The organism is Eubacterium maltosivorans (genome assembly GCF_002441855.2).
Lineage (GTDB): Bacteria > Bacillota > Clostridia > Eubacteriales > Eubacteriaceae > Eubacterium > Eubacterium maltosivorans.
The window spans coordinates 3,817,064-3,836,228 of sequence record NZ_CP029487.1; the positions used below are offsets into that span (position 1 = coordinate 3,817,064).

Below are 19,165 nucleotides of genomic sequence, written 5' to 3' on the forward strand. Positions count from 1 at the left end.
GATGAATCAGGAAGTAAATTATCTGGCGAGCTGGGAAGCGTACTGTGAAGCCAACGGTCTGAATTATGAGGAAAACGCTTATCTGGAGCCATACTGGCAGGCGGCGCAGGAAAAACTGTTTGGTTTTATCATCAAGCTTTTGATATGAAAAGATATGAGAGAGAGGGAGAGAAAAAATAATGAATGGTACAAGAGGAAAACTGGGTAATTTTGTAAAATTTTCCTATGGCTTTGCAGATGTTGGATTCCAGATGATGGTAACCCTGTCAAATTCCTATCTGCTGATCTTTTTTACGGATGTAGCGGGGATCTCGGCAGTAACGGCAGGGATTATTATGACTGTAGGGCGGATTATCGATACCATCAGTGTGCCGATTCTGGGACCATTTATCGAAAAAAGTCATTTGCCCTGGGGAAAATACCGGTCGTGGCTGTTTATCGGCGCGATTTGTATATTTATCACCAACGCGATTTTATTTGTCAACCTGAGCTTCTTGCCACAGGTGGCGCTGATTGCAGTAGGAGCCATTGTTTATGCTGTCTTCTGTATTTCAACGAATGTGGCTTACATTGGCTATACCTCCATGAATTCATCCTTAACCGATGATCCCAAGGAAAAGGTACAGCTTTCTACCTTCCGCGGCCAGGGCGCTGCCATCGGAAAAATTATTGCTGGCTGGACACTGATTCCGATGATTTATTTCTTCGGCGGCGCAGACGCCTATACAGAGCAGGGCTTTCTGCTGACTGCTGTTTTAGTGGGGTTGATGATTGTCTTTACCTATCTGACTCTTTTCTTTGCAACCAAGGACCGCAGGGTAATGAGCAGTAAGGAAGAAATTAAGGACGCCCAAAACAATGGGCCTTCCGTAAAGGATATGCTCAGACAGATTGTGACAACGCGGCCGCTGCTGCTGCTTTTCCTGACGGACGTTACCCGGATTCTGGCCAGCCTTCTGGTCTTTTCAATGTTTCCGTATTTCTTTAAATATGTGGTCAATGATCCGGCCAAGGTTGCTGTATTTTTTGGTTCTGTGAATATTCTTTTGTTCATCGGGGCAACGCTGGTTCCATTTATTACCAAAAAGCTCAGCAAGAGAACGACCTATATGTGCGGCAACGCTGTGATGGCAGTATGTTTTGTATTGATGTTTTTAAACAGTGGGAACCCAACGCTGGTGACGGTTCTGGCATCCATCGGATACCTTGGATATTCTCTTGGAAATGTTGTGAATACAGCTATGTATGCAGATATTGTTGACTTTGGCGAATACAGAACCGGTAAGAATGCCAGAGCGGCAATTTTTAGTGTATTCCAGCTTTCCATTAAGGTTGCGGCTGTCTTTTCAACCAGTATCGCGGCTTTTGGGCTGGCGTCAACCGGATTTCAGGCCGGGGTTGAACCAACGGCTCAGGTCGTGAGCGGTATTAACATGATCTCCATGCTGCTGCCGGCAGGTCTGCTCCTCATTGGATTTGCGCTTTTGTTTTTCTACAATATCGATGAAAAAGAACTGCCAGAAATGCGTGAAGCGGTCATGAACCGGAAAAACTAAGCTGGGATGGAACAGAGGGAGACAAATGGAGAATAATTTACAGAAAATGACAGAAGAACGAAATCAACTTTACATAGATGTGCGCGCGGGCAAAATACCAAAGCGTGTGCCCGTCAATCTGAATATGGACGGCGCGGCGGCCTTGGAATACGCTGGTTATGATCTTAAGACACAACAGTATGATATAAAATATCTGATCAGCGCCATGGAAAAAACAGCGCAGGATTTTGAGAGTGATAACCTCGGCGTAACAGCAGTCCGATTTGCTCATTTTTACAAAATATTAGGTGCAAAGCATTTTGTTATGGGGACAGATGGTTTTTTGCAGCACCCAGAGATTGCAGCGATGGAACCCATAGAATACGATACGCTGATCGCTGAGCCCTATAAATTTTTGTGGGACAGTGTCATCCCAAGACTTTATACTGAGCTGGACAGGCCATGGCCTTTGTCTTCGGCAGCGCTGGCAAAGGGTTTTCATACCTTTTACAGCACCATGGGGCAGGTTGGCGCGGCAAAAAATGAGCTGTGTCTGAAATATGGAAAATCAAATCTGGGAGGCGCCTTTGCCCAGACCGACGCCCCCTTTGACTTTATCGCCGATCTGCTGAGATCTTTTACGGGTATGATGATGGATATCCGGCGTGTGCCGGACAAGGTGGAGGCGGCCTGCGAAGCGATTCTGCCATTGATGGTTAAGGCCGGCGCCAAGAGTACGCCGGAAAAGGCGGGCGGCTGTATGATTCCGCTGCACATGGCGCCCTATATGAAGGAAAAGGATTTTGAACGCTTTTACTGGCCGACCTTTAAAAGGCTTGTGGAAGAACTGGTAAGGACAAATACAAATGTCTCGATTTTCCTCGAGTATGATTTTACGCGCTTTCTGGATTATATTCGTGAGCTGCCCGCAGGGTGCCAGCTGATGGCTGAATTCGGAGATCCCAAGGTCTTTAAGGAAAAGCTTGGAGACAAGTTCATATTGACGGGCTTCTATCCGCTGGCAATGCTGAAAACAGGAACGCTGGATGAAATTCAGGATAAGGCGAAAGAAATCATTGACGTTCTGGCGCCAGGCGGGCGTTATATCTTCAGTCTGGACAAGTCCATTCTCAGAGTCAGCGATGTGGAAATTGGAAAATATCAGGCGCTGCTGCGTTTTGTGAAAGAATACGCGGTTTATTAGGAGGCAGGAATGGATATTAAATCAGAGTATTATAATCATTTAGACGAAAATATGGAAAAATATGGCATTGCGGCAGAGGATGTTCCCATGGCTGAGGATACCTTTCAGGGTTTGGAAGAGCAGATGTTCAGCTTTGCAATGTTTATGCTGATGTAGAATGAAAATAAGCCTGACCCCATTGTGGGCCGGGCTTATTTTTTATGGTAGGAAGGGCGGATGTAGCCTAATTTTATGCTCTTTGTCACGGCCTCAAGCGAGGAGGAGACATCCAGCTTGTCAAAAATATGCTGGATATGGTTCGAAATAGTGCGTTCACTGGAAGAAAGCATTTGAGCGATGGCTTTGCGCTTGTATCCCTCTGATAAAAGCTGTAGGATTTTTGCTTCTGTTTCGGTGAGCTCTTCGATGGTTTCATCTGCCCTGGAAAAAAGAGGGATGCCTCTGTTAATCTGAATCAGGCTTTCGAGCAGTTTTCCGGGATCAAGATTTTTATTTAGAAAACCACAAGCCCCCAGCTTTTCAGCGGCATGGCGGTAAACGGGAAGGTCATAGCCGGTTAAAAATACAAGCTTCAGTCTGGGAAATTCTTTCTTAAGCCTGGAGGCAAGCGCGATGCCGTCCTCGTCACTGATGGTGTCGAGGTTGATGTCGAGAAGAAGAATATCCGGATGAAGCAGGCGGATCTGTGGGGCAGCCTCTGATGGGTTCTGGAGTGTGGTGAAGCGGTCGATTTCGGGGGCGTCCTCCAAAACAATTTCCAGACTTTTGGCAAAAAGGGCATGGTCATCGATCAATAAAATGTTCATAAGAATGATCTCCTTTCACGGGAAGAGTGGCAAAGGCGCAGAGACCGGACGGGCGATTGGGTCGGATATCCAGCCTGCCGCCAGCCGCTGTAAGAGTTTCTGAAACAGAAGCAAGGCCTTTGTGCTTGAAAAGATCGGAGGGCAGAGCCGTGAGGCCGGTTCCGTTGTCAAGGACAGACAGGTGAAGATAATGCTTTTCCACAGACAGTCGGACTGTGATTTCTGACGCATCGGAATGCTTAAAGGCATTGTTCACCAGCTCTTTTATTAAGCGGAAAACAATGCGGTTATAGGGCTCGATGAGGAAAAGATCCTCGGAGCAGTCCAGACAAAGCCGCACTTTTCTTAAAGGATAGGTCTCCGCAACGCTTTCAAGCAGCTTTTTTAAATTTTCCTTCAGCGTTATTGAACTTAGAAGCGCTGGCGAATACGCCTGCATTTCATTGCGGATCGAGTCGTTCAGCTCATTTAAAGTGCTGATGATCAGGGCTTTGATCTCAGGCTGGTCTGCTTTGGCAGCCAGGTTTTTGACGGAGAGAAGATCCTGCAGAACCGCATCGTGCAGGTAGTCTGAAAACTCTTTTTTCAGGACTTCCTCACGGTTAAGCCAGGTGAGTGGGTCCATATAATGGGCAGTGCCTTTGTTGACCGAAGGCCGAAGCGCCTGATACGCGGCACCGAAATAGTAAAGCAGGATAAACCAGAGCGCTGTGTGCAACAAAATAAAAACCGCAATGACAGGCAGGGAAAGGAACCAGCCAAGCGTAGATAAGACCACTACCCCGAAAAAGGTGATCGGCGATAAAAGGAAAGAGGGCGCTGGCTGGCTGTTTTCAGAAGCGCTTTGCCGGCTGTTCTTTAAGACGCTGTGAACACTGATAAGCGGCAGGCCGATAAGAATATAGAGACCAGTGTTGGACAGAAAGACAGGGCTGTACCGGAAGGCAAAGCTGTAGAGAACAGCAGGAAGGAGAATCAGCAGCAGAGAAACCAGCAGGCTGCGACCCTCCTGTCTGAAAAAGTACTGGCTTCTTTTCTTATTCGCCAGGAGAATGACGCCAAAAAATACAATGCTTACCAGCCACTGAACTGCCAGAAGCAGATTAAACAGGCTGGGATTTGGAAAGCTCACCAGCGTCAGCAGCGTGAGGATCACCTGAAGGAACAAAATCGGTTTTTTGCCTGAGTAGACAGAAGCCTGAAAAATAAAACTCAGGAAAAAATGAAAGAGAACCAGGGGCAGGAGGGCATAGAGCAGGAGGCCGAGACCTGAGAAAACCGGGAGCTCCAGTCTCAGGAGGAGCATGCACCAGGACACAAAGACCAGCACCAGGGCGTAATGTCTTAAAAAAGGATTGGAATGGTAATTTTGAAGCTGAATGTAGACTGCTCCAAAGTCTGTCAGTAAAATGACAGCCAGGGACATCACCGCTTCGGCGCCGAAATCCAGATGGAGGTAAAACTCGCAGCACAAAAAGGCAGTCAGTAACAATTGATGAATGATTAGCAGCAGCTGCGCGTGAAGATATTGGCTTTTCATGGCGTTCTCCTTTTTGGTATTGGTTTTATTATAGCACAATCAGGCGTTGTCGGCGATTCGGCAGCAGGCGTGCTGTGTGATAATGTAGTACAGCGCAAAAACGGCCAGATATAGGGCATAGGACAGCATAAAAGGCGGCAGGAGAGCGGCGCTGCTGATGATTTGAGGCATGAGGGCGTTATAGCATTGTAGAGCGAAGAAGCTGTGTAAGCCGCCCAGAACGCATGGAATGCTGAAAAGAATCAGGTTTTGTTTTCCGACAATGCGGTGCAGGACTTTATTCTGGTAGCCCAGTTTTTTTAGAATCTCAAAATCTTTTATGTCATAGCAGGTATCAGAGAGGCTTTTAAAATAGAGGATACAGCCCATGGCAATAAAAAATATGAGTGTGCCGAAGGCTGTCAAAAGCAGATTTGGACTGCTGGCCACCATAAATTCATCTCTTTTTAGGCAGGCGCTGGCAAAACGGTAGTCACCCTCGAAAAGGGGCGAGAGCGCTTTGGCTGTGGCAGCGTCCTCTGACAGGCTGTCCCCAAAAATACTGACGACAGAGGTGGTTTCGAGGCCTGATTGGGCTAAAGCAGTGTACAGATTGTCAGAAACAACCAGCGTGCCGACGCCTTCGTTGGCAAAGCCGGTAGCGTTATCCAGAGTCGTTTCCGTGATATGGACACGCTGACATGTTCCGTCTGGCAATGCGAGGTCGCAGGCGTCCCCGGCGGACTGGCTGCTGCCGCTCATATAACGCGTGAGGATAGCTTCATTTTGTGTGAGGGACGGTGCGGCCGCCTTTTTCATGTCTGACATCCGTTTGTTGTAATCGGTCAGGCTGATAATAGCAAAATGCGGACCATTGTTTTTTTTGGCGTACTCAAATTCTGGAAGCCCGGGCGAATCGGAGACCGCGATCAGCAGACAGCTTTCAATGATCTGATAATCCTCGGCGGGGTGATGTCGCCGGATAAGGCTGAGGGCCTCCTTTGTTTTTTCTGAATCGTCGCCTGGAAATTCAAGGGCGGCGGGCGTGATTCTGGAAAGTCCCTGCGCTGAAAAGGAATAGGTGCAGAGTGTAGAACCGAGGATCCCAAGGGTGGCGGTAGAGAGGAGCGTGAGCAGGATAAGCATCCGCGCGTTGCTGCGGATGCGGTGGACAAACTTTGGCAGAACCACGATAGTATCGGGTCTGTAAAACAGTTTTTTACGTCTGCAGATCATCTGGATACCAGAAGGCAAAAAGGAGCGGATAAAGAAAACTGTTCCAGCAGTTACCAAAAGAAAGGTCAGCCCGGCCATGGGCAGAAATCCGATGGTGACCCAGAGAGATCGGATGCCGGCGGTGATGTTAAAAGCAAGGCAGTAGCCTGAAGCCAGTAAAGCCAGCCCCAGAACAGCCAAAACAGGGCGCAGTCTCAGGGGTTTTTCACTTTTCTTTTGAAGCCTTACCATGGATAAAACGCTTAATTTTTTTAAAAAGACACCATTGAACAGGAAAAGCAGAATCAGAGCGGCAGCGACAAACAGGATGGTTTGAAACAGGGCGTCCGGATTAAAAAGTGGAACCTCGGAGAGATTAACTTTTAAATCCAGAAGAACAGTCAGCAGGAGGACTACGCTTTTATGAAAAAAGCTGCCGACGATCAGGCCTGAAAGCAGGGCAGCGGAAATGATCAGGAGGTTTTCGAAAAAGAGAAGTCCCATAATTTTTGTTTTTTGAAAGCCCAGCAGGGCGTAAATGCCCAGTTCGCCCATACGCCGTTTTGTAAAAAAGCTGTTGGAGTAGGCCATATAGAACAGGACAAAGGCCATGAGGATCACAGATACCACACCGGTCATTGCCTCGACCCGTCCGTCCTCCGATATTTTTTTCATGATTAAAGTATTCATGGAAAATGCCTTAAAGCAGCTGTAAATTGCGAGAACGAGGGTGACAGAAAGAAAATACAGCAGATAGAAACGGTAATTTTTCTTAAGATTCTTGTAAGCCAGGTCAATGAGTTTCATAAATGCCTCCTATTGGTCTAGGCTTGAGACAGCGCTGAGAATCTGACTATAAAAATGGGAAGGAGACTGCCCTTCCCGGTGTAGGGCTTTTATAATGCGTCCATCCTTAAAGATGAGGATACGGCTTGCAAAGCTTGCGGCATAGGCGTCGTGGGTTACCATGAGGATGGTGGTTTTCAGCTCTGCGTTGATCTCGCTGAGTTTTTTCAGAAGGGCTGTACCAGCGGCGGAATCCAGGGCGCCGGTAGGCTCGTCGGCAAAGAGGATGGACGGATTTTTCGCTAAGGCTCTTGCCGCAGCGGTTCTCTGGCGCTGCCCGCCGGAAAGCTGCGCAGGGTATTTGTCTAAAAAAGAAGCGATGCCAAAGCGCTCTGCCAGTTTTGTAACCATTGTGTCAATTTTGTAAACCGGGGCGCCGATGAGCGTAAGCGGCACGGCGATGTTCTCCTGCACCGTCAGGCTGTCGAGCAGGAAATATTCCTGAAAGATAAAGCCAAGACGGTCACGCCGGAAATCCGCAGCGGCGTTGTCATTGAGACCTTGTATATCGATCCCGCCAAGGGTGATGCGCCCTTCGGTGGGCGTATCAATCGTGGACAGGACATTGAGCAGGGTGGTTTTTCCAGAGCCGGACGCGCCCATAATGCCTACAAATTCGCCGGAAGCGACTTTGAACGAGACGCTCTCCAGAGCCGGCCGCTGGTTTTTATCATAATATTTGGTCAGATTTTGCACATTCAGTAAAAGGGACATGATTTTGTTCTCCTTGTTTTTATTAAGCTTGTCTTTAGTATACAGAAAGACGGAAAATAATGAATGAGTAAAAAGCGCATAATTTTTATTTGTATAAAGGGCCAAAGAGGTTTAAAATAAAGGTGTAATTGAGTTTTTTGGTTTACAATCTAGAAATAATTAAACTGACGGAGGGTTAGAATGAAAGATACAATTGGTTTTATTGGATGCGGCAATATGGCTCAGGCTATGATTGGCGGTGTGGTAAACAGCGGACTCTTTACCGGAGAGCATATTATCGCTTACGATCCATCGGATGCACAGCGCCGGAAGGTGACTGAAAAATTTGGAATCCGGACTGCCGAATCAAACACCGGCGTTGCCGCTGAAGCGGATTACCTGGTGCTGGCGGTTAAGCCCTTTGTCTACGCCGATGTTCTGCGCGAGATTGCCGGCCACACAAAAGAAGATGCGATTGTGATTGTCATCGCGGTGGGCGTGGAATTCAGTGATGTTAAGGATATTTTGGGTAAGGATACTAAGGTGATCCGGACTCAGCCAAGCACGCCTGCCTTTGTCGGTGAATCGGACTCGACGATTTGTCCGGATGAGCTGATGACAGAGCAGGATATTGAAGAGGTTATGAGCATTTTCAAAAGCTTTGGCCGGGTTGAGATCATAAACGAAAAGCTGATGAACGTTGTACCTTCCATCGCGAGCTCAGCACCAGCCTACACCATGCTTTTAATTGAAGCCATGGCTGATGGCGGTGTGCTGCACGGCTTCCCCAGAGATCAGGCCTACCGTCTGGCAGCCCAGTCGGTATACGGTGCGGCAAAGCTGGTACTGGAAACAGGGGAGCATCCGGCGGTTTTAAAGGATCAGATCTGCACGCCTGGCGGTACGACCATCGAGGCAGTGCGGGCACTGGAGGCCTCGGGCTTCCGTGACGCAGTGATCTCAGCCGTTGACGCGTGCGCGCTTAAATCCATCAGCTTACTGAAGAAATAAACGAAAAGAGGTTTTGAGCATGGATTCTTCTTTAATTACCAAATTGAGAAGAAAACTGAATCTGGAGCAGATGGCATCCCTCTGTTCCGGCGAAAATAACTGGGAGACCAAGTCCTACGACGAGCTTGGAATTCCCAAGGTAGTGATGTCAGACGGCCCTCACGGCCTGCGGGTTGAGGCGAAAAAAGAGGAAGGGAAAATCGGCGTGGGCGGCAGCCTTCCCGCGACCTGTTTTCCTCCGGCAACTCTTGCGGCCTGCAGTTTTGACGAAAGGCTGGTCCGGGAGATGGCCGCCGCCATCGCCAGAGAAGCCCACGCGGCCGGTGTGGATCTGATTCTGGGGCCAGGGCTGAATATCAAGCGTTCGCCTTTGTGCGGCCGGAATTTTGAATATTATTCCGAGGACCCGTACCTGTCCGGCCATCTGGCGAAGGCCTTTGTCGAGGGCGCCCAGGGGGAACACACCGGAGCGACCTTAAAGCATTTCCTGGGGAATAATCAGGAAACACACCGAATGACAGTCAATGCGCTCATTGATGAACGCGCCTTACGCGAAATCTATTTAAAGGGCTTTGAAATCGCGGTAAAGGAGGCTGGGCCAATGGCGGTTATGTGCTCCTACAACAGTATAAACGGTGAGTTTTTATCTCAGAATAAGCGATTCCTGACAGAAATTTTGAGAAATGAGTGGGGCTTCGACGGTGTTGTGATGACCGACTGGGGCGCTGTTTATGACCGCGTAAAGGGTGTGAAGGCCGGACTTGACCTGGAGATGCCGGGAAGCGGCGGCGTCAATGACCGCAAAATATTTGACGCCATCAGAGAAGGAAAGCTTAAAAAGACAAAGCTCAATGAGATGGCGGAGCGGCTCATCGCATTTGCCCTTGAGGCAGAGGAGAACCGCCAGGCAGCGGGGACGCCAGAGCCGGTTGATATTAACAAGCAGCACCTGCTGGCGCGGCGCATTGCGGCTGAGAGCATGGTTCTGCTCAAAAATAAAGACAGTCTGCTGCCCCTTGACAAAGAAAAACTGGAGAGCATTGCCGTGATCGGAAAAATGGCATTTGATCCCAGGTATCAGGGCTCAGGGAGCTCGAAGATTAATCCTTACCGGATCGAGGCCCCTTATGAAGCCATTGCAGATGAAACTGGGGACAAGGTAAGGCTGCTGACAGCTCAGGGCTATTCGGACAGCTCTGAGGAAAAGCACAGAAGGATTGTGGCAGAGGCGGCGGAGACAGCTGGAAAAGCCGATGTGGCAGTAGTGTTCGCCGGATTACCGGATAAACTGGAGTCCGAGGGTTATGACCGCACCTCTCTTAAGCTGCCTGAAAACCAGCTTGAAATGATCCAGCGTGTGTGTGAAGAACAGCCCGATACCATTGTCGTATTATTTAATGGCGGCGTGGTTGATCTGGCATTTGAAGACCAGCCGAAAGCTGTCCTGGAAGCCTGGCTTGGCGGCCAGGCCGTAGGTGCTGCGGTTTCGGATATTTTGTTTGGCTGTGTCAACCCATCTGGGCGGCTGGCGGAGACGATTCCCATGCGTCTGGAGGATACGCCTGCTTATATCAATTTTCCTGGAACAGAGGATAGTGTCAATTATGGTGAGAGTATTTTTGTAGGATACCGCTATTATGACTATGTGAATCGGCCAGTGCGTTATCCCTTTGGTTTTGGCCTCAGCTATACCACCTTTGAATACAGCAATATAAAGGTTTCAGCGGCCGATGACGGCACCGTGATGGCCAGCTGCTGTGTCAAAAATACTGGAAAACGCGCGGGAAAAGAAGTGGTTCAGCTGTATACTGGAAAGCCGGACGGAAAGGTCCAGCGGCCAATCCGGGAGCTGAGAGGCTTTACAAAAATTGATCTGGAACCCGGAGAGGAAAAGGTGGTTGCTTTTGAACTCTCTAAAGATGACTTCACTTATTTTAATCCGACTGTTGGCGCCTGGACCCAGGAGGAAGGACCACACCGGGTTTCCATTGGCGCGTCGAGCCGTGATATTCGTCTTGAAGCCGAGGTTGCGCTGCCTGCCCCGCCGCTTCCAAAGCTTACGCGATACTCCTATATGGATGATTTCATGGCAAATCCGAGGGGGCGTCAGGTGATCGAGGTGATCATGTCCCAGTTCCAGAGCGTAACAGGGCAGACCATTGACACCGAGGATGCTTTTTTCATGACAATGCTGCACGGCACCCCGGTTTCAAAAATTGTGACCTTTACCAACGGGCTGCTGAGCGATAAAAGTGTGGATCGGATTCTGGAATTTGTCAACGGTGAGGATGACAGCGAAAACTTTGACATCCGCTGCCTTTTTGAGGATAAGGAAGAAAAGAAGAACTGGTTCCAATCCATGTTGGAGGGCGTTTTTGGTAAAAAAGAGGACAATGCTTTTTATACCGTCGACTGTCCGGTCCGCGACCTGATGGCGAATCCTGAAACAAGAGCTGTGCTGGCGAAATACTGCCCGGACGAGTACATGAACGGCGAAATTATGGATATGATCATCAGCATGGGGGTCACCATGCGCAAGGTACAGAAGCTGATCCCGGATGAGTACTATCCCTACAGCCTGCTCACCACCATTGATGAAGAGTTGAGGCAGATCGAAAAAGATAAAAAAGAAGAAATATAAATTTTGCTTGACTTGAAGTGGACTCCAGGTGTTATGCTGTACAAAAAGAAGCAAAAGGGATTTTAGTTTGGAGGGAGAAAGGCATGACCATTTCGGAAGTGGCAAAAAAATACAATCTTTCTGCGGATACAATCCGCTATTATGAACGGATCGGGCTGATCCCCAGAGTAAACCGGAACGCCAGCGGGATTCGTGATTTTACAGAAAATGACTGCGGCTGGGTGGAGTTTATCAAATGTATGCGCGGGGCAGGGCTGCCCATTGAGGCTCTGATCGACTATGTCGCCCTTTTTCAGCAGGGGGACATAACCGTCCAGGCCCGCAAATCCATTTTGGTTGAACAGCGGGACGTGCTGGTAGAGCGCATGAAAGAAATGCAGAGTACGCTGGAGCGTCTGAACCAGAAGATTGAGCATTATGAGGAGGGGCTCCATGTCGCAGAGAAGCGCCTTCAAAAAAGAGAAGCCTAGTGCAGAGTAAGTTAAGACAGGCGTGTGCCAAAGGGCATGCGCCTGTTTTTGCAGTTTAGGCTTTTTTTGTTTTATTTTCAGATCATTTGGGCTATAATAAAAGGTAAAAGAAAGATAAAGAAGGTTAACCATGAAAGTTTTGACAGTTGATACTGCCACGATCGTCGCCACCGCGGCGGTGGTGGACGAAAATAAATTGATTTGCGAGACCATCGTCAATTTTCAGAAAAAGCATTCTGAAAAGCTGATGCCTGCCATCGACCATATGCTGAAGGACGCCGGCCTGACCATTCAGGATATGGACGCCTTTGGCATTGTTAACGGTCCAGGCTCCTTTACGGGACTGCGCATTGGCATGGCGACCGTCAAGGGCTTCGCCCAGGCGCTCGATAAGCCGGTGATCCCTGTTTCTACCCTGGAAGCACTGGCTTATAACCTGTCCTATGCAGACGGCGTAGTCTGCCCGATTCTTGATGCCCAACGTTCACAGGTCTATACGGGCCTGTTTCGCTTTAACGAGGAGGAAGGTCTGGTAGCCGAGCTTGAGGATTCCGTCATGGATATCGAAGCTCTTATCGGAATTTTGCAGAATTATGCCGATGGCCCGATTTATCTGCTGGGAGACGGCGTTCCGCGTTTTTATGAAACGATGGCAGAGGCCCTGCCGGGGATCATTAAGGTGAAGCAGCATTTATCCATGAACCGCGCTTCATCGGCGGGTACGCTGGCGGTTGAGCGCGCGCTCAAAAAGCAGTGGCAGGATTATAAAAGCGTCGAGCCGGTTTATATTCGTCCTTCCTATGCCGAAGAGCAGAAAAAGTAGATGACAGCGAAAATACGTGAGATGCAGGAGCAGGACGCTCCCCGCTTATATGAAATTGGACAGGCATGCGGCTTGGGTTCATGGTCGCTCGAGTCCTACATCAATGAATACAACAATCCCATTGCCAGATATCTGGTAGTGGAGGCTGAGGGCCTGGCAGTTGGTTTTGCGGGTATCTGGTGTGTGGTGGATGAGGCGCAGGTTATGAATGTTGGAATTTTAGGGAGATACCGGCAAAAGGGCCTAGGTACCCTGCTTATGGAGGCTTTGATCAATACCGCCAGAGCCCAGGGGTGCAGCTCTATGACTCTGGAGGTCAAGGAAACCAACACGGCCGCGATTTGCCTTTATAAAAAAATGGGTTTCTCGGCCACCAGTATTCGTGAGAACTATTACCCAGACCACGTGAACGGCCTTATGATGAGGAGGGGTGATCTTGGATAAAAAATCTTTAGCAACAGCGATCATTGTGGGGATTGTTTTCCCTGTTTTTGTGCTTATAACTTCGATGGAGTTTGCGGTGTTTAACCGCGGCTTTTTTCTGGATCAGCTAGATAAAAATAACGTATCTCAGACAACAGGCATTGCGCCCAAAGAGCTGCCGGCTGTGACAGACCAGATCTTTGCTTTCCTGAAGGGGGAGCGGGAGGATTTTAATATTTATGCCGAGAAGGAAAATGATCTGTACGTGCCGCTTTTTAATCAGGAGGAGCTGATCCACATGGAGGATGTGCGCGGCCTTTTAAAGGCGGCAGTCATTGTTCAGACCGTGTGCGGCGTTCTGCTTCTGGCAGGGCTTATTCTGCTTTTTTTCTGGGATCGGACGGCGATTGCGAAAGCTGTTTTTGGTGGCGCTGTTTTCGGACTGATACTGCTTCTGGCATCCGGCCTTGCAGCTGTCTTTGACTTCACATCTGTTTTTCAGGCGGCGCACCGGCTGGTTTTCACCAATGATTACTGGTATCTGGACCCGAGTGAGAGTGTTTTGATCAACATTGTGCCTGAGCCATATTTTATTGCTCTTGGCCTGAGAATCGTCACGATTGCAGCAGTGGTCTGCCTGATCTGCGCAGTGGGCGGCGGTTTTTTGAGCCGGCGTCTTGCCAGACGAAAGTTTATGAAAAATTCAAAAAGAAAATTTTAGAAAGTGAGTTCTATGAAGATATTAAGTATTGAGACATCCTGTGATGAAACCTCGGTCGCAGTGGTTGAGGACGGAAGAAAAGTTCTGACCAACCGGATTTACTCACAGATCGATATTCATAAAAAATATGGTGGTGTGGTACCTGAGATCGCATCCAGAAATCATGTGATGAAGCTGCCCTATATTATTGAGGAGGCCCTTGAGGAAAGTGGGCTCGGGTTTTCAGACCTCGACGCTATTGCGGTGACAAACGGCCCGGGGCTGGTAGGCGCGCTTTTGATCGGCGTTTCCGAGGCTAAGGCTCTAGCTTACAGTCTGGGGCTGCCTTTAATCGGCGTCAATCACATTGAAGGGCATATCGCTGCGAATTTTCTCCAGTATCCGGACCTGGAACCGCCATTTTTAACCTTGGTGGTATCCGGCGGCCACAGCCATCTGGTGATGGTGCGTGATTACCAGACTTTTGAGATCATCGGGAAAACAAGAGATGACGCGGCCGGAGAAGCCTACGATAAGATTTCAAGGGTCTTAGGCCTGGGATACCCCGGAGGTCCTGCCATCGACAGATCGGCCAGGAAGGGAAATCCTCATGCGGTTGAGTTTCCAAGAGTATTTTTGGAAAAGGAGAGCTATGATTTCAGCTTTAGTGGCTTAAAATCCGCAGTGTTGAATTATCTTAACGGCAAAAAGATGAAGGAAGAAGCCATTGTCGTGGAAGACGTGGCAGCTTCTTTTCAGCTGGCAGTCATTGAGGTGCTGGTTGAAAAGACCATTCACTGCGCCCTTGCCCAAAAGGCAGATAAAATCTGTATGGCCGGCGGCGTTTCAGCCAACAGCCTGCTGCGGGGAATGATGCAGGAAAAGGCAGAGGAAAACGGCCTTGAGCTTTATTATCCAGCACCCATATTGTGTACAGACAATGCGGCGATGATCGGCTCCATGGCTTATTACAACTATATTAATGATGTGAAAAGCGACTTGTATTTAAACGCTGTGCCGGGGCTGAAGATCGGCAGCAGATAAACACTATGTAGATCTTTGTATGGGTTTTATCAAAAAAACTACAATATATAGCGGTATACGTCAAAACAGCGTATACCGGTTTTTAATATAACTGAAAAGAGGTGCGTTCGATTTGAATCGAATCAGGCAATGGCTTCAGGGCGGTTCTCATAGTGAGCACAAAGGCGGCCTTGAAATATTAAAATACATTGGTCCGGGATTGCTGGTGACCGTGGGCTTTATCGACCCAGGCAACTGGGCTTCTAATGTAGCGGCCGGCGCGGAATATGGCTATTCGCTGTTGTGGATGGTAACGCTATCGACCATTATGCTCATTATTTTACAGCATAACGCTGCCCATCTGGGCATTGCGACCGGCTACTGTATGTCGGAGGCGGCCAGCCAGTATCTGCCTAAATGGCTCAGTGTGCCTGTTCTGTCGACCGCGGTTTTGGCCACCATTGCCACTGTCATGGCAGAGGTGCTGGGAGGTGCCATTGCGTTGGAAATGCTTTTTTCGATCCCCATAAAAATCGGCTCGATCCTGGTAACGGCTCTGGCGCTCTTTTTGCTTTTAAGCAATTCCTATAAAAAACTGGAACGCTGGATTATCGGTTTTGTGTCGCTGATCGGTGTTTCTTTCTTAATCGAAATACTTATGGTTCATGTCGACTGGGGCGCTGCCGCTGTTTCCTGGGTTAAGCCCTCAACGCCGCCGGGTTCCATGCTGGTCATCATGAGTGTGCTGGGCGCGGTGGTAATGCCGCATAACCTCTTTCTGCACTCTGAAATTATCCAGAGCCGTCAGTGGAATACGAAGGAAGAATCCGTTATTAAAAATCAGCTGAAGTTTGAGTTTACGGATACGCTGGTTTCCATGATTATCGGATGGGCGATCAACAGCGCCATGATCTTGATGGCCGCAGCCACCTTTTATAAAGCGGGATTCCAGGTCACAGAGCTCTCTCAGGCCGCGGACATGCTCAAGCCGCTGGTGGGCCCGGGTGCATCGCTCCTCTTTGCTTTCGCCCTTCTGCTGGCAGGAATCAGCTCGTCCGTCACCGCGGGAATGGCGGGGGGCACTATTGTTGCGGGGATGTTCAAGGAGCCTTACGATATTCATGACCGTCACAGCCAGCTTGGGATCATTGGCATCTTTCTGGCATCGCTGATTATTATCTTCTTTGTAACCGACCCGTTTATGGGTCTGGTCTACAGCCAGATGCTTCTGTCCATCCAGCTGCCCATCACGATTTTCCTGCAGATTTACCTGACCACCTCCAGGAAAATTATGGGGAAATTTGCCAATGGCAGGATTGACTTTACGATTCTGCTGGTCGTCGGACTGCTGGTAACAGCGCTTAACATCATGCTGCTGGTGAGCAGCTTTTAGTGGGATATGAACTTTTTAATATAATAAACCACAATATATAGCGGTATACGTCGTTTCGACGTATACCGTTTTTTGAAATGAGATTAAAATAAGTACGTAAAAACAGGATTTTATGGTATACTATTTTTGGTTGAAAACCATTAACTTTTGAGAGGTATTAATATGAAGGATGCTATAAACATTAGCCTTGACGAGCTGTCACAGATAGAAGATTATTGCCTGTCCGCTGTTAATCGTTGTGGAGAGTTTGTCTGTTATTCGAAAGGCTGTGAATTAATTGAAGGTTATGACCATGGGGAGGTTCTTGGTAAAAAACCAAATGATTTGTACCATAAAGCGAAGACGCGAAAAGAGGAAAAGTCGAAATCGCTTATTATGGAAACACTGAGAACAGGAAAATCGCTTAAAAATGTAATCAATGTTTATGAGACGAATCATCATCAGAAAATAACGTCGGTTTGCAGCACCTATCCTTTATTTGACCAAGAGCAAAAACTTCGTCTGGTGTTGTGTGTGTACAGGGAAATTTCTGATTATTTAAACATGGTTTCCGTCATAAACAAACAAAAGATTGAGCTGAAAAGCAGTGAAGATTTTGAATATCACAATGGTACAAAATATGTTTTTGAAAGTATTGTTGGAGAAAGCCCAAAAATAAAAAAGTGTATCGAACAGGCAAAAATTGCGTCGAAAACACTGGAGCCTATTCTGATATATGGTGAAACCGGGACTGGAAAAGAGCTGTTTGCGCAGAGTATTCATAACGCCAGTGTGTATTACAAGAAAAATTTTGTAGCAGTAAACTGTGCCGCCATTCCGGAAAATTTACTGGAGTCCACTCTTTTTGGCACGCGTAAAGGCTCTTTTACAGGGGCTTTGGACACAAAGGGCCTCTTGTATGAAGCGGAAGGCAGCACCTTGTTCTTAGATGAGCTCAACTCGATGGATATACGAATGCAGTCTAAACTTTTGCGTGTTCTGGAAACGGGTAAATACCGGAGAGTCGGCGAAACAGAGGAGAGAAGCTGCAGCGTGCGAATTATCAGCGCAGTCAACAGGGAGCCGCAAAAATTAATTCAGGAGGGTAAATTAAGAGCGGATTTATACTATCGCTTGGCAGTCTTTGATATTAATCTTCCAGCTTTAAGAGAACGAGTTCAGGATATAAAAATACTAACGGCCTTTTTTCTGGAAACACTGGGACCAGTGTTGGGTAAAAAGGTGACAAGCATTTCACCAGAAGTGGGAAAAAAGTTTTCAGAGTACTCCTGGCCGGGTAATGTAAGAGAACTCAGACACGTGCTGCATCAGAGTATTTGTATGATGAAAAACAATGATCTGGTTTTGGATGAGGAACATTTGCCTGAATATATACAATCGTTTGAAAGTAGTTACCATTTTTCTGAAAAAATGGTTATACATGAAAATATGGACTTGAAAAATACATTGGATCAATATGAAAAAGATTTGATCGAAGCGGCATTAGAAAAAAATAACTTCAATATTACAAGAACGGCAGAGACGCTTAATATAACCAGGCAGTCACTGCATCATAAAATCAACAAATATGAACTAAAGGCTCTCTAGATTTTTTAGAGAGCCTTTTTGTAATGCTCACCTGTTTTTTCTTCCTTTTCGATAAATAATAAAGGCAAATACAGCGGCAATAATGGACCAGGCAACCATCCATATAAATATTTTGTTAAAGCCGCTGACTGGGTCGGCGTCAATCCAGGAGCCCATGAGCGAAGTCATGAATGCGTCAGGAATAAACGCAATAAAGGATATAATGCCTGTTGCGATGCCGGTTAATTCCAGTGGAATCCCACCTTCACCCATAACTGAAAAGTATATGGATTTTACACTATAGTATAAAAAGGCTAATATCATTGAGACGGCAATAGAAAGTATTGCCACAGATGTCAGGAAAGGACTGATTCCAGAGCAGATTACGATTCCACAGAGCAGGTAAATAATAAAAATCAATTTTGATTTTGCTTTATCGGCTAAAATACCGCCAAGTATACCGGCCAGCACCACGACAATATAGTTTCTGAAAATAGCGAGTCCTGCCGAAAGTTCCTCAGAAATTCCTAAAATTTGGGTGGCATATGTTCCCAGATAGTTTACACCAGACATGATGACACAATAGCAGCTGAACATGAAAATGGAAAGCAGCCAGGTTCCAGGAAGTTTGAGCACTCTGCTGATTTTACAGAGTATACCGGATTCCTTCGCAGCGTCCTCAGTATCCGTTGACAATTCGTTCTGCTTTTTTTCGGTTTTTGGAAGAAAGATGATGCTTAAAACACCGAAAAGGCCATAGATAACGCCAAATGACAGCAAAATCATACGCATACCTGAGATTTGGCTGGTAAAAAGGCTCAGCAGTCCCAGAAAGATAAAGCCGGCAATGGCGCTGATAATGCCGCGTAAAGCCTCGCTTGTTCCAAAGATTTTACCCTGTTCGTTCTCATTTCCGAGGCTTCGCAGCAGTTTAATATAAGCGGCCCACATGGTACCGGCGTTAAAAACTGCAAAGAGTGCGCTGATAATGACCAGGGAAGTATAATCAGGAAATGAAGCTTCCCAGAAAGTCAGAGCCATACTGGCAAAGAAGGAAGCCGCCAGCATTACACGAGAGCTGAATTTATCAGCCAGGACGCCGCCGACCGGGTAACAGAAAAGTGAAACCAGCCCATAGATTGATCCTAAATTACCAAACTCAAAGTTTGTCAGCTGAAAAGCAGCGACAAACTGATCATAAAAAGAAAAGCGAATATAGGGAATAAAATAGATTAGCCCGACCATTATACTGATTAATCCGACTAAAAAGTTACGTTTTATCTTAGACATGATAAAC

Annotated in this window: 18 protein-coding genes; 13 read left to right on the forward strand and 5 right to left on the reverse strand. The window is 47.6% G+C overall.

What is annotated here, in order from left to right:
* The first annotated feature begins 1 nt into the window (after position 1).
* From CPZ25_RS20580 to CPZ25_RS20585, 4 genes are read left to right on the forward strand one after another with little or no spacing between them, the layout of a single operon-like run.
* The gene (locus CPZ25_RS20580; RefSeq protein WP_187368452.1) at positions 2-148 is read left to right on the forward strand and encodes a hypothetical protein; all 147 of its coding nucleotides are present in this window, start codon (positions 2-4) and stop codon (positions 146-148) included.
* Positions 149-179: 31 nt separating this feature from the next.
* A complete protein-coding gene (locus tag CPZ25_RS17730) occupies positions 180-1,556 on the forward strand; it encodes an MFS transporter (protein ID WP_096919034.1) in 1,377 nt (458 codons plus the stop codon).
* Between the two features lie 25 nt (positions 1,557-1,581).
* On the forward strand, positions 1,582-2,739 hold the full coding sequence (locus tag CPZ25_RS17735) for a uroporphyrinogen decarboxylase family protein (protein WP_096919033.1): 1,158 nt from the start codon (positions 1,582-1,584) through the stop codon (positions 2,737-2,739).
* 9 nt (positions 2,740-2,748) lie between these two features.
* A complete protein-coding gene (locus CPZ25_RS20585) occupies positions 2,749-2,895 on the forward strand; it encodes a hypothetical protein (protein ID WP_167495267.1) in 147 nt (48 codons plus the stop codon).
* Between the two features lie 35 nt (positions 2,896-2,930).
* On the opposite strand, the gene CPZ25_RS17740 is transcribed toward CPZ25_RS20585, so the two are convergent.
* From CPZ25_RS17740 to CPZ25_RS17755, 4 genes are read right to left on the reverse strand one after another with little or no spacing between them, the layout of a single operon-like run.
* The gene (locus CPZ25_RS17740) at positions 2,931-3,545 is read right to left on the reverse strand and encodes a response regulator transcription factor (RefSeq protein ID WP_096919032.1); all 615 of its coding nucleotides are present in this window, start codon (positions 3,543-3,545) and stop codon (positions 2,931-2,933) included.
* On the reverse strand, positions 3,523-5,085 hold the full coding sequence (locus tag CPZ25_RS17745) for a sensor histidine kinase (RefSeq protein WP_096919031.1): 1,563 nt from the start codon (positions 5,083-5,085) through the stop codon (positions 3,523-3,525). Before CPZ25_RS17745 ends, CPZ25_RS17740 begins: the two co-directional genes overlap by 23 nt.
* A 39-nt stretch (positions 5,086-5,124) precedes the next feature.
* The gene (locus tag CPZ25_RS17750) at positions 5,125-7,086 is read right to left on the reverse strand and encodes an ABC transporter permease (RefSeq protein WP_096919030.1); all 1,962 of its coding nucleotides are present in this window, start codon (positions 7,084-7,086) and stop codon (positions 5,125-5,127) included.
* A gap of 9 nt (positions 7,087-7,095) precedes the next feature.
* Positions 7,096-7,839 (reverse strand): ABC transporter ATP-binding protein, encoded by a 744-nt coding sequence (locus tag CPZ25_RS17755; protein ID WP_096919029.1) that lies wholly within the window; start codon positions 7,837-7,839, stop codon positions 7,096-7,098.
* 180 nt (positions 7,840-8,019) lie between these two features.
* Between CPZ25_RS17755 and proC the strand changes: the two genes are divergently transcribed.
* The 9 genes from proC to CPZ25_RS17800 all read left to right on the forward strand — a co-directional run bounded on the left by proC (position 8,020) and on the right by CPZ25_RS17800 (position 17,889).
* Positions 8,020-8,829: a pyrroline-5-carboxylate reductase gene (gene proC, locus CPZ25_RS17760; RefSeq protein ID WP_058695577.1), complete on the forward strand. Its 810-nt coding sequence runs from the start codon at positions 8,020-8,022 to the stop codon at positions 8,827-8,829.
* A 19-nt stretch (positions 8,830-8,848) separates the two neighbouring features.
* Positions 8,849-11,470, forward strand: coding sequence for a glycoside hydrolase family 3 C-terminal domain-containing protein (locus CPZ25_RS17765; RefSeq protein WP_096919028.1), 2,622 nt, complete (start codon positions 8,849-8,851; stop codon positions 11,468-11,470).
* 83 nt (positions 11,471-11,553) lie between these two features.
* Positions 11,554-11,940, forward strand: coding sequence for a MerR family transcriptional regulator (locus CPZ25_RS17770; RefSeq protein ID WP_074616539.1), 387 nt, complete (start codon positions 11,554-11,556; stop codon positions 11,938-11,940).
* 130 nt (positions 11,941-12,070) lie between these two features.
* The gene (gene tsaB, locus CPZ25_RS17775; RefSeq protein WP_096919027.1) at positions 12,071-12,763 is read left to right on the forward strand and encodes a tRNA (adenosine(37)-N6)-threonylcarbamoyltransferase complex dimerization subunit type 1 TsaB; all 693 of its coding nucleotides are present in this window, start codon (positions 12,071-12,073) and stop codon (positions 12,761-12,763) included.
* Complete coding sequence (gene rimI / locus CPZ25_RS17780) at positions 12,764-13,207, forward strand: ribosomal protein S18-alanine N-acetyltransferase (RefSeq protein WP_096919026.1); 444 nt, start codon at positions 12,764-12,766, stop codon at positions 13,205-13,207. It abuts the gene before it with no gap.
* Positions 13,200-13,907 (forward strand): TIGR01906 family membrane protein, encoded by a 708-nt coding sequence (locus tag CPZ25_RS17785; RefSeq protein ID WP_167495268.1) that lies wholly within the window; start codon positions 13,200-13,202, stop codon positions 13,905-13,907. Before rimI ends, CPZ25_RS17785 begins: the two co-directional genes overlap by 8 nt.
* A 12-nt stretch (positions 13,908-13,919) precedes the next feature.
* Positions 13,920-14,930: a tRNA (adenosine(37)-N6)-threonylcarbamoyltransferase complex transferase subunit TsaD gene (tsaD, locus tag CPZ25_RS17790; protein ID WP_074616542.1), complete on the forward strand. Its 1,011-nt coding sequence runs from the start codon at positions 13,920-13,922 to the stop codon at positions 14,928-14,930.
* Between the two features lie 112 nt (positions 14,931-15,042).
* Positions 15,043-16,302, forward strand: a complete 1,260-nt coding sequence (locus CPZ25_RS17795; RefSeq protein ID WP_096919024.1) for an Nramp family divalent metal transporter — start codon at positions 15,043-15,045, stop codon at positions 16,300-16,302.
* 162 nt (positions 16,303-16,464) lie between these two features.
* The gene (locus CPZ25_RS17800; protein WP_074616544.1) at positions 16,465-17,889 is read left to right on the forward strand and encodes a sigma-54 interaction domain-containing protein; all 1,425 of its coding nucleotides are present in this window, start codon (positions 16,465-16,467) and stop codon (positions 17,887-17,889) included.
* Positions 17,890-17,916: 27 nt separating this feature from the next.
* Here the strand turns inward: CPZ25_RS17800 and CPZ25_RS17805 are convergent, their stop codons facing one another.
* Positions 17,917-19,158 (reverse strand): MFS transporter, encoded by a 1,242-nt coding sequence (locus CPZ25_RS17805; RefSeq protein WP_096919023.1) that lies wholly within the window; start codon positions 19,156-19,158, stop codon positions 17,917-17,919.
* Positions 19,159-19,165 lie beyond the last annotated feature (7 nt).